The 10,752-nt window shown below is 56.7% G+C and carries 10 protein-coding genes; 5 read left to right on the forward strand and 5 right to left on the reverse strand.

The window, feature by feature from the left end:
• The first annotated feature begins 105 nt into the window (after positions 1 to 105).
• Positions 106 to 1,572, forward strand: coding sequence for an esterase/lipase family protein (locus AB4Y89_RS23430; protein ID WP_442303366.1), 1,467 nt, complete (start codon positions 106 to 108; stop codon positions 1,570 to 1,572).
• A gap of 54 nt (positions 1,573 to 1,626) precedes the next feature.
• The gene (locus tag AB4Y89_RS23435) at positions 1,627 to 2,376 is read left to right on the forward strand and encodes a TIGR03435 family protein (RefSeq protein ID WP_442303367.1); all 750 of its coding nucleotides are present in this window, start codon (positions 1,627 to 1,629) and stop codon (positions 2,374 to 2,376) included.
• Between the two features lie 377 nt (positions 2,377 to 2,753).
• On the opposite strand, the gene AB4Y89_RS23440 is transcribed toward AB4Y89_RS23435, so the two are convergent.
• From AB4Y89_RS23440 to AB4Y89_RS23450, 3 genes are all read right to left on the reverse strand, one after another.
• Positions 2,754 to 2,975 carry a hypothetical protein gene (locus AB4Y89_RS23440; RefSeq protein ID WP_442303368.1) on the reverse strand — a complete coding sequence of 74 codons (222 nt, stop codon included), beginning with the start codon at positions 2,973 to 2,975 and terminating at the stop codon, positions 2,754 to 2,756.
• A gap of 311 nt (positions 2,976 to 3,286) precedes the next feature.
• Positions 3,287 to 3,634: a hypothetical protein gene (locus AB4Y89_RS23445; RefSeq protein WP_442303369.1), complete on the reverse strand. Its 348-nt coding sequence runs from the start codon at positions 3,632 to 3,634 to the stop codon at positions 3,287 to 3,289.
• A gap of 72 nt (positions 3,635 to 3,706) precedes the next feature.
• The gene (locus AB4Y89_RS23450) at positions 3,707 to 3,952 is read right to left on the reverse strand and encodes a hypothetical protein (RefSeq protein ID WP_442303370.1); all 246 of its coding nucleotides are present in this window, start codon (positions 3,950 to 3,952) and stop codon (positions 3,707 to 3,709) included.
• Between the two features lie 113 nt (positions 3,953 to 4,065).
• Here AB4Y89_RS23450 and AB4Y89_RS23455 point away from each other — a divergent pair, with 113 nt between their 5' ends.
• Positions 4,066 to 4,518, forward strand: a complete 453-nt coding sequence (locus AB4Y89_RS23455) for a hypothetical protein (RefSeq protein ID WP_442303371.1) — start codon at positions 4,066 to 4,068, stop codon at positions 4,516 to 4,518.
• A gap of 212 nt (positions 4,519 to 4,730) precedes the next feature.
• Here the strand turns inward: AB4Y89_RS23455 and AB4Y89_RS23460 are convergent, their stop codons facing one another.
• Complete coding sequence (locus AB4Y89_RS23460; protein WP_442303372.1) at positions 4,731 to 5,381, reverse strand: NAD(P)-dependent oxidoreductase; 651 nt, start codon at positions 5,379 to 5,381, stop codon at positions 4,731 to 4,733.
• Between the two features lie 141 nt (positions 5,382 to 5,522).
• Between AB4Y89_RS23460 and AB4Y89_RS23465 the strand changes: the two genes are divergently transcribed.
• Positions 5,523 to 6,407, forward strand: coding sequence for an ROK family protein (locus tag AB4Y89_RS23465; RefSeq protein WP_442303373.1), 885 nt, complete (start codon positions 5,523 to 5,525; stop codon positions 6,405 to 6,407).
• A gap of 250 nt (positions 6,408 to 6,657) precedes the next feature.
• Here the strand turns inward: AB4Y89_RS23465 and AB4Y89_RS23470 are convergent, their stop codons facing one another.
• Positions 6,658 to 7,986, reverse strand: a complete 1,329-nt coding sequence (locus tag AB4Y89_RS23470; RefSeq protein WP_442303374.1) for an MFS transporter — start codon at positions 7,984 to 7,986, stop codon at positions 6,658 to 6,660.
• Between the two features lie 157 nt (positions 7,987 to 8,143).
• Here AB4Y89_RS23470 and AB4Y89_RS23475 point away from each other — a divergent pair, with 157 nt between their 5' ends.
• Positions 8,144 to 10,378 carry a sensor domain-containing phosphodiesterase gene (locus AB4Y89_RS23475; RefSeq protein WP_442303375.1) on the forward strand — a complete coding sequence of 745 codons (2,235 nt, stop codon included), beginning with the start codon at positions 8,144 to 8,146 and terminating at the stop codon, positions 10,376 to 10,378.
• Positions 10,379 to 10,752: the final 374 nt, after the last annotated feature.

The following is a 10,752-nucleotide window of genomic DNA, read 5'->3' on the forward strand; positions in this document are numbered from 1 at the left end:
TTCTTGAAAGCGTGGGATTTTGTCCCACGCTTTTTATTTGCTTTCAATTAAAACGGCGACAAGCGCGGGAGTTTGAGGTAGCCTTTCGCTACTCAAGGAGTAGAGATGAGCGCCTCCATTTTCGTGCGCAGAGTTCTTGCGCCAATTCTGCTTTTTAGTCTATCTTTCCTCGCCTTTGCTGCCGTAGAACCGCATGCGTTACCGGATACGGGTGGATACATAAAAGATAACGGCAATTCAAGAGTCATCGTCTTTGTTCATGGCTTGTTCAGTAGCCCAGAGGCATGGCGCTGTGATGGTGATCACTATTGGCCTGAGATGATTGCGAATGATATTGATCCAGCATTCGAAGGGACCGATATTTATGTGGCGTCCTACCCAACGCCGCACAAGGGTGGAAGGATGTCAGTTGAAGACCTTGTCACCTTGATTGCAAATAGGCTGAAGAATGATGGAATATTCTCACGCCACCGTGAAGTGATTTTTGTTGCGCATAGTTTGGGCGGGATTCTTACTCAGCAAGTTTTGCTTACATATCGCGATGACGAGCTTTATAAAAAAGTCCGATTTTTGTATCTCTTCGGAACGCCATTGGAAGGCTCGAAAACGGCTAACATCTACAAATTCTTCACTCGAGATCCACTACTCGACCAACTTGCAGTAGGAAATTTCTTGCTGCAAGATATGGATAGTAAATGGATGCACTCGGGAATGTCTAATGTTAGAAGATATTGTGCATATGAAACACAAAAGGAACACGGTTTAAAGATTGTTGACTACAACAGCGCGACCCGTGGCTGTGATGATGCTGTTGCGGTCCCAGCCGATCATGCGCACATCGTTAAACCCTGTAGTAATCGAGCTGATTCCTACATAGCTCTAAAGGGAAAGTTGCAATCACTGAATCTTGGTCACCTTGCCTCGACGCATGGGCAAGACATAATGCTCGAAACGAGTAATTCAACGGATGGGGAACAGGTAGAAGCATTTCAGCAGCAGTTTAGATTAACCAATCGCGGCCCCCTCGCGATATCCAAAATTCATTATGCGTGTGCCATATCCTATCTAAAAACTTCAGACAAAGACGAAGGAATGCCGTTTGCCCAGAACGACCATCAGATGGTTTATCTCGTTGTTCCGGTTATGGGATATTTGCAACCGCTGGATAAGACGCAAAGCACAACGATCGATTGTGACTGGATCAATCGTCCAGGAAAATCTTTGAATTTTTCTGAAGTTGAGTTAGTCGTTAGTTTTGTCACGAGCGAAGGAAAAGAAGAGTTGTATGCGACGCAATCATTTACTGGACAACGGGATAACTCCGGTCGGTTCAAATGGGATCCGGGGTCATCGCAGCCTTCCGTGCTTGAGTCGATTCGAGATGCATCACAGAAGCGTCAGAGAGTTGTTGTAGTCATGCCATTTGGGGGGAACAATAGGTTCCACTCTGAAAACGTAACGCCCGAAGAGTATTCTGAAATCATCTCGTCGTGGATACCTGTCTTGAAGGAAGCAGGATCAATCACGATCTTGAGTACGATGGTCTCAGGCAACTACACGAAAGTTCACTGAAATATCCGGAGCTGCCTCAGGAACTTGCGACATCTCTTTGGCGTATCATCTCGCATGGCGCGCCTGTCTCTTCTTTCATCCCTCCTTCTCTGCTCGTTCGCCGCGTATGCGCAGGATGGCTTCGAGGCGGCCAGCATTCATCCCACCAAAGAGTCTGTTCCTAACGAGCGGGATGGCTCCATCTCGGCTGCGCATGGGACGCTTCGGCTGCATGATGTCACGCTGAAGTCATGCATTCACTACGCCTACGGCATCTCCACTGCGCAGATTGTGGGTGGCACGAATCTCTCCGGAGAGCGGTATGACATTCTGGCCACTGCCGGGCGGGATCTTGGGGATGCGGAGCTGCGGCGTATGTTGCAGGGGCTGCTGGCGGAGCGGTTTCATCTCACCCTGCACCACGAGCAGCGCGAGATGCGGGGATATCTTCTCTCGATCGCACCGGGTGGGGTGAAGGACTCGGCGGCGATCCATGCCGCGGCCGGCGAGGGTGAGCCGGCCCACCAGAACTCCGAGATCGGATTTACCGCCCGCAACTTCACCATGAAGGATCTGGCGACGTATCTCGCCAGTCCTCTCGATGGTCCGGTGGCGGATCAGACTGGACTTAGCGGACGGTATGACATCGCGGTCGACTTCCGCCGTTATGTGAATACCGGTCCTACGACGCAGGAGGAGCGCCCGAGTGTCATGTCCGTCCTGAACCCCGCGCTCAAAGGCGAGCTTGGATTGCAGCTTGCGGCGAAGAAGGGAATGTATGACGTGGTGGTCATCGACCACGTTGAGGCTCCGTCGGGGAATTGAGGGGGTTCCGGTCACCCATACACTGGGTGCCCCATTCATCGCGTATCGGGGTCCCCGGTGAACTTCGTTCACTGGGGTGACAAAGCGATGAGTGGGAAAGTCGAGCGCTAGCTCGATAAATTTCCAGGTAATTTGATGTATTCGGCAGAATATCCCACCCATCGCGTTGCGATGGATGGGGCACCCAGTGTGTGAGTCGGGCAGATCTTTTGTCCATCCGAAGAGTTAAAAGCGGGTCCTTCGCGATGCTCAGGATGACAAGCAAAAATGGTTCGCGCGTAGTACGAATACCCAGGTCTCCGAGGGAAACCACCCCAACGAACAAGTTCGTTGGGGAACCAGGGACCTGGGGCACCCGGTGTTGTGCCTCTCATCTTTTAGAACGTGATGATGTCCAGCGCCGGGGCGGGCTTGATCTCGACTGGGGCGAAGACGTTGTTGTGCATCCCTTTGCTGATGTCGAGCAGAACGCTGTTCACCGTATCTTCTGTGCGCGTTTGCGGCATGTGGATCACGCGGGTTACGCGGGCAGTTGCCTGGCAAAGACGAAAACGATTCGGAATGCGGGTTAGTGCCAGATACACCTGTTCGGATCGCATATAAGACTCCAGTCGGGACAAGCCGTTAACGTACTCGAGAAGCGGGCTCGTCGAATGACAGAGCTTCAATCAAAGGAAGCGAGCAGGAAGGCGTATTTCAAGTTTACGCGGAAAGCAGGAGAATGCGTTCGAGAAAAGGAAGCTCGGGGAATGGAATGTTTTTGTCGCGACACGCTGGGCGCCTCTCCCAGGTTGAAGAAGTACGGTCTGGTACCTCAGCGGCTGAAGCCGCACTTCCTGTTGCATCTGATTCGGCACGGCTGAAGCCGTGCCCTTAAGCAATACGAAACTACACAAAGTGACCACATTGTTCATGGTCTTTCTCGAAGCCGCACGGTAATCCGGCCACGCCGTTCTCCTCTGCGAATCTGTTTGGCTTGCTTTTGCAGATGTGCCGTTGGATCATCGGGGCCGGCTTCGTCATTGTCCTCGGCGGTATCCTCTGTCTTCTCTTCCAGCACATACTGCACCTGCGGTTGGGCCATGGTCTGCAGCTCCTGCAGAGCGTTGCCGAGTGCGGCAGCGGAGGGATAGAAGCCCCAGTTTGATTTACCCAGGCGTTTGTTCCGTCTCCAGCGGAAGCGTTGATAGAAGAAGACACAAAGAAAGAAGGTCGCGAAGCCATCCAGGCCTCGCAGCAGCAACAGATCGAAGTCCATGAAATCGCCTCTGGTGAGTCAGCAAAGGAACACGTCGCCGCGAGCCGTTAAGGTCGCGGCGGGAGATTTGCTCTAGACCGACGGAGGCGGACGCTGGAAGCGTGTGCGGTGTACCGGAGAGAGACGTTGCCTGTGGTGTGAAACGACAGGCAGCCGGGCTTGCTTCTGTTCGGGGATTCCGAAGACAAAGACGGCCAGCAGGATGAGACAGGGTGTGAGGTTCGACGCGTGAGGCAGCACCAGCAGAAGCAGAAGCGTGATTGCCAGTATGGCAAGAACGACAGTCCTGAATCCGGATTGGTGTGAGTGACCGGTCACGTGGCGAGTGTATCAGTCTGAAAGATAGTTCTTTCCCGTTGGGTGGGGGCACCCGGATTCTAGAAATTCAGATGATAAATCTCCTGATCGCGATAAACTGACTTCCCAAAGCCATGCAGCGACCACACGGAATTACCGCGATCATGGTTGTCCACTCATTGCTCTATATCGAGGAGCTGATCTTTGCGAATTGGACGATCAAGGCTCATCTTCTGAGTCTAGTTGGCGACGCCCTCGGTGTTGTATTGGTGATGGTGCTGTGGAAGGGACGGAATACAGCGCGCCAGCTCTATGTCCTTCTCGCCCTTCTGTATATTTTTATTTCTCCGCTCCTAATCATGCAGCAATCGCTGCTGAAGAGCAGAATCTTCATTGCGGCGCTTACAGCGTTCTATGTGATTGCGATTGTTTACCTGGATACTGTGAAGGTCCGGCAGTGGTATGGTGCCGGTGACTGGTCGATTCTTCGGTTCTGGAAGTTTTCTCCGAAAGCATCCGTTCCGGCTCAGCCCGCACCCGCTCCTAAGTCCTCAGCCTATTCCGGCCTAGCCAGCCCCGGCTTGTAGAACGCAGAAAACCCACCCTAGCGTTGCGAGGATGGGGCACCCGGGCGGGAATCAATGTCGCTAAAAGCGGGTTCGCGCGCAGCGCGAATACCCAGGTCCCTAGGGGACCCGGGGCACCCGGTGTATGGGGTGTTCTGACCGTGCGGCTACGCAAGACAAAGGCCGCGCTTGCGCGCGGCCCCTATTCAACCATTCAACCATTCAACTCCGCCTCAATAGGCGGCCGTAAAGCGCTGTCCGCGGAACTGGGGCTTCTCCAGTTCATCGGCGACTGCAATGGCGTAGTCGGCGTAGGAGATCTCGCTCTTGCCGTTCTCGCCGACGATCAGGTCGTCTTTGCCCAGGCGGAAGGTTCCCTTGCGGGGGCCGACTTCGAAGAAGCCTGCGGGCGAGAAGTAGGTCCAGTCGATGGTCTGGTTCTTCTTGAGGTTGTCGAGGACCTTGATGTGGGAGTCGACGATCGGGAGCCACTCCGCCGGAAGGAAGCCGCTGTCGCGCAGCGTTACAGGCTTGCCGTCGGGACCGGGAACGTAGAGGCTGCCGGCTCCGCCGACGACCAGGAGGCGGGGGCCGCTGTTTTTGCCGCCGGCTAGTGAGACACCTTCGACCACGCGATCGGTCAGGCCGACGATCTGGTCCGTATCCGTAAGTGGCGGGGCCAGGGCGCTTACTACGGCATCGGCGCCGCGTACGACGGCCGCAATCTTGTCCGGGTGGCTGGCATCATCCACCACGCTGGTGGCTCCCGGTGCGCTGTAGTCCGCGTGACGGGTTACCGCCACCACCTGATGCCCGCGCGACAACAGTTCTTTCACAATCTCTACGCCCGACTTACCCTTAGCTCCATAGACAACGACCTTCATGACGATCCTCCATTTATTTCGATATCGAAATATCGCTTCGTATGACTAGATGACCCTCGTACCTTCTCGGATGCAGGAAAAAGTGACACCGAGGCCGGGCACAGGTTAGAGTTGCGGTGAAAACGGAGCAAGGAAAGGGCCATGGCGAAGACGATAGGCATCATGCTCACGGAAGGGATCGAAGCCGGCGTAGTGGAAGACAACGCGCTGGTGGGTACAACCACTCATTATCCGGAGAACCGCTCGGAGATGAGTGCGCTGGTAGAGAAGCCTCACGAAGCGTTGGTGGAGCTGTTGTGCGACCGGATTCTCGATATCGCACAGGGCCACAACGACATTACTGCTGTGGGGCTTGGCCTGCCCGGCCTGGTCCGGCAAGGCGTGGTGGAAGAGGCTCCGAACCTGCCGCAACTGAAGGGCGCGAAGATTCAGCAGGCGGTGAGCTTTGCCCTGCACGAGCGCGGATTCGACACCAACGTAAAGACCATCAACGATGCCGATGCCATGGCCGCCGGCCTGGCGGCTCAGTTTGGCAAGCTCGACCGCATGATTCGCGTCTGGACGCTCGGCCGGGGCATCGGGTACGGACGCTATCCGTTCGTCGACGGCGTGTGGGAGGGCGGCCATATGGTGGTCACGCTCGATGACAAGGAACGCTACTGCGGCTGCGGCGGGCGCGGGCACCTGGAAGGCATCATGGGTCATCGCGCCATGCGCATGCGCTTCCTCGACCTGGAGCCGGAAGAGGTCTTCGAAATGGCGAAGAAGGGTGACGAGCGCTGTCTGCAGTTCAAGAAGCTGTGGCACAAAGCGCTGGCAGCGGCCACGGCCAGCAGCGTTCATATGACCGGGCCCGGCAAGTTCTATCTGACGGGCACGAACACGCGTCATATCGATCTGTCGATGCTGGAAAACTACGTGCACCAGATGGTGACGATGAGTCCGCTGCAGAGCTTCTCGATTGAGGTGGTGAAGGACTCGGCCGGCACCGCGGTGCGCGGCGCCGGGATTGTTGCTGGGATGTAGCGCCTCTGGCGAGGCGGGTTGAATGGTTGGATTGTTGAATGGTCAAAGGCCGCGCGTGAAGCGCGGCCTTTGTGTTTGTTGGAATATCTTCTCCAAACGGGTGCCCCACCCTCACAACGTTAGGGTGGGCGGGAAGCCACCGGATGTTGAGAAACGGTTCGCGCAAAGCGCGAATGCCCACATAAGCTTCGCGTATGTGGGGCACCCGGTATGTGTTGATGTGTTTAAATTCGTGCTCTCCTTGCCCACCCTAACGTTGTGAGGGTGGGGCACCCACGTTAGTTTGAAATTCGAAGACTACCCGGCGCTGCACAATCATTGCCAACCCAGATCCAACAAACAACAGTAGTGCTACTGTTACCAGGCCGCTGCCATACCCATGTCCTCTGTCTGAGAGCCAGCCCAGCAGGAAGGGGCCGACGAAGCCGCCGAGGTTGCCCAGGGCGTTTACCAGTGCGATTGCCGGTGCACCGAGTTCGCCTGGGAACTGCAGTGTTACAGCTGACCACAGTGCCGGTGTTGCCGCGAGTCCGCCGCCTTCGGCCAGAGCGAAGCTCGTCACCAGCATGGCGATGCCGATGGTTCCGGAGACATGGGTTGCGGGAATCGAGAGCAGAAAGCCAATTGCCGAGATCGCGATGGGAGCTGAGAGTCCCCATGAGGGCTGGCCCTTGCTGTCTGAAAGCCGTGACCACACGAACATGATGACGGCAGCCAGAAGAAAGACGGCCGCGACTGTCCATCCCACCTGAAGCTGCGGCAGGCCGAGGCCGCTCAGCATCTGCGGAAGCCAGAAGACCAGGCCATAGAGGCCGATCTGGGTGGTGAAGTACACCAGTGCAAAGAGATAGATCGCCGGGCTGGCATAGAGCGAAGCTTCGGTGCCGGTGTATCCGATCTCACTGGCCTTCTGTTCTGCGGCAGCGATTGCCGTACGCAGCGCTATGCGTTCGTCTTCGGTCAGCCACTGCGCCTGCTGCGGACGATCGGTCATGCAGAAGGGAACAATGACGGAGAAGAAGAGAGCGGGCAGGCACTCCGCGATCAGCAGTATCTGCCAATCGCGCAGGCCTGCGACTGCTCCGTGATGCAGGATGGCGCTGGAGAGCGGGCCGCCGAAGATATTTGCCAGCGGAATGGCGAAGATGAACCACGCGATCAACTGTGTACGCTGGCTTCGCGGCAGCCAGATGCTGAGGTAGTAGATGATGCCGGGATAGAAACCCGCTTCTGCGACACCCAACAGGAAGCGCAGCACCAGAAACTGGGTGGGTGTGTGGGTGAAGGCGACAAGGCCCGAGAGCACGCCCCACACCGCCATGATGATGGCGATCCATTTACGTGCGCCGAAGCGGCGCAGCGCCAGGTTTGACGGTAGCTGAGCACACAGATAGCCGGCGAAAAAGACGCCGCTGGCTGTCCCGAAGAGGGTGCCGGAGTAGCCGAGATCACGCCGCATGGCCGCGGCGGCAAAGCCGATATTGACGCGATCCAGATAGGCGATGAAATACAGTACGAGCGTGAGCGGAAGGATGCGCCACGCAACCTTGTGAACCACTGCGTCTATTTTGGAGGTCACGAGTCATGTTACCGTGGGTGCAAAAAAACAGAAGCCGACTGTTTCCTCGAGGGCACTTGTACGAAACTACATGGACAATCGAGGGGGAACGATGTACCTTGCAGGTTACCGAGCGGGCCCGCCTTTCGTGTCGGATTCTGACGAATGTGGAGCTGTCATGGTGACGCATCCCCCTACTGGAGCAGTACCGGCTGCGCTTCCGCCGAATGAGGATGAACGTCTTGCAGTCTTGCGTAGCCTCTGCATCATGGACACGCCTTCGGAGCCGGCGTTCGACCAGCTCACAGCGATGGCGGTCAAGATCTTCTCTGTTCCTATCGCATTGATCTCGATGGTCGATAAGGACCGCCAGTTCTTCAAATCAGTCCAGGGAACGCCCATCCGCGAGACGCCGCGCGATCTCTCGTTCTGCGCGCATTCTCTGCTGACGGAAGGCGAAACCATCATTCCCGATGCGCGTCTCGATCCTCGCTTTGCGACCAATCCCTTCGTCGTGGAAGAGCCGTATATCCGCTTCTATGCCAGCTCTCCGATCGTTACGCCCAATGGCATACGTCTCGGCAGCTTCTGCATCATCGACAGTGAGCCGCGCACTCTGAATGAGCGGGAGACAGAGCTGTTGCGCCATCTCGCCAATGCAGCCTCTTACCTGATCGACCAGCGCACCACCGCATTGCAGCTTGAGTATGCCAAGCAGCAGATCGATCTTGCCAGCGAGCGTTATCGTCTGGCCACCAGCGCGACCTCTGATGGCATCTGGGACTGGGACCTTCGCTCCGGCGAGATCTATCTTTCCGCCCGCTGCAGCACGCTGCTTGGTTATGGAGGGCAGGAGCACATCACCAGCCTGCGCGGGTGCTACCGGCATATCCATCGGGGCGACCGTAAACGGATCCATGAAGAGATTGCCCATGCGTTACACGGCCAGCAGAACTTCAGCTGCGAGTTCCGTTATCTGCATGGTGATGGAGAGTGGCGGTGGGTCGAATGCAGCGGTCTGCTGCTGACCGGCGCATCCGGCGAGCCACAACGCATGGTCGGCGCACTGAGCGACCGTAATCGCATTCGCGCCACGGATCCGCTGACCCATCTTCATAACCGGGCATCGTTCATTGACCGTATCCAGAGCCGCATCGACAAGTCTTCCAGCGAGGACGAGACGTATGCCGTGATCTATGTCGACATCGATCACTTTAAGCGCATCAATGACAGCCTGGGCCATGCGGAGGGCGATATCGTTCTGCTCGAGATTGCAGCGCGTATCCGCAAGAGTCTCGCCGATCGGCCGCATAGCTGTGCCGCCCGTCTCAGCAGTGATGAGTTCGCCATTCTGCTGGCGCATGCTCCCGGCGAGGGGGATATTGCTACCTACGTCCAGCGATTGCAGGAGGTGCTGCAGGCTCCGATTGTGAGCCGGGAGCAGACGCTCTTCCTTTCGGCCAGTATCGGAATTGCCACCGCGGATGCATTGGTACGGGATGCGCAGAGCATGCTTGAGAACGCTGATCTTGCCATGTATCACGCCAAGAACTCCGGCCGCTCGGCCCACGTGGCCTTTGCTCCGCACATGCGCGAGGATGCGGCAAAGCGGGTGCAACTGGAGCTTGATCTGCGGCGGGCGCTGGAGCGCGATGAGATTGTTCTCTACTACCAGCCGAAGGTAGCGCTACGCAGCGGACAGGTTATCGGCTTTGAGGCGCTGGTGCGCTGGAAGCATCCGGATGGAGAGATGATCTCGCCGGCAGAGTTTATTCCCGTGGCCGAAGAGACGGGGCTGATCCGCGAGCTTGGCATGGTCACGCTGCGGCAGGCGATAAGGCAGGCAGAGCAGTGGCGCAAGGACGGAATTCTGACCGATGAGATGAACGTCGCCGTCAATATCTCCGGCCGTCAGATCGGCGATAAGGGCCTGGTGGGATTCATTCGCGATCAGTTGCAGGACAGCGGACTTCCGCCGCAGAACCTGCGGCTGGAGGTGACGGAGAGCCTTCTGATCAACAGCGATACCACCACCGGTGAGTTCTTCCGCGAGATCAAGGAACTGGGCATTGGTATCGATATGGACGACTTCGGCACCGGCTACTCCTCGCTGAGCTATCTCCATCGCTTCCCCTTCGATGCGTTGAAGGTGGACCGCTCGTTCGTGCAGCGCATCGATCAGACGGAAGAGAGTCTGAGTCTTCCACGGTCGATCGTGGCTCTGGGCAAGGCGTTGGGAATGCGTGTCCTGGCCGAGGGTATCGAGAACATGGAGCAATTGACGCAGCTTATCCGCATCGAGTGCGGATACGGGCAGGGCTATCTCTTCTCGAAGCCGGTTCCGGCGGAAGAGGTGCCGGAGATGATGCGGCATCTCGACAGCAAGATGCGTACGGAGCTGATGGCTTCGTAAGGGCGGCGTTGTCATTTCATCGTGAAGCGAAGAAATTGGCAAAGGTGGTACCCACGGTACCTCAGCGGCTGAAGCCGCCTACCTTTCGCCTCCACTACGACACGGCTGAAGCCGTGTCCTTAAGCAAGACATCCGCACCTGCCGGTGCGGACCGGCTTACGCCGTCGCGATCCAGGTGACTCCTTGCGGATAGATAGGCAAGCAATTAAACAAAGCGCCGAAGGCGCTACGTTTTGTTGTGCAGCCTGGGAGATAGGTAACAGTTTAGACCGGGCAGATGGGTAACACTTTTTGCTCGGTAGGTTTATGTATCTGAGTTTTTTTGATTTCAGGTAGTGGTGGAGGCGGTGGGAATCTGGGAATTTCGGTTGTAT

Origin of the sequence: Terriglobus sp. 2YAB30_2 (genome assembly GCF_052114765.1) — a bacterium.
Classification (GTDB): Bacteria; Acidobacteriota; Terriglobia; order Terriglobales; family Acidobacteriaceae; genus Terriglobus.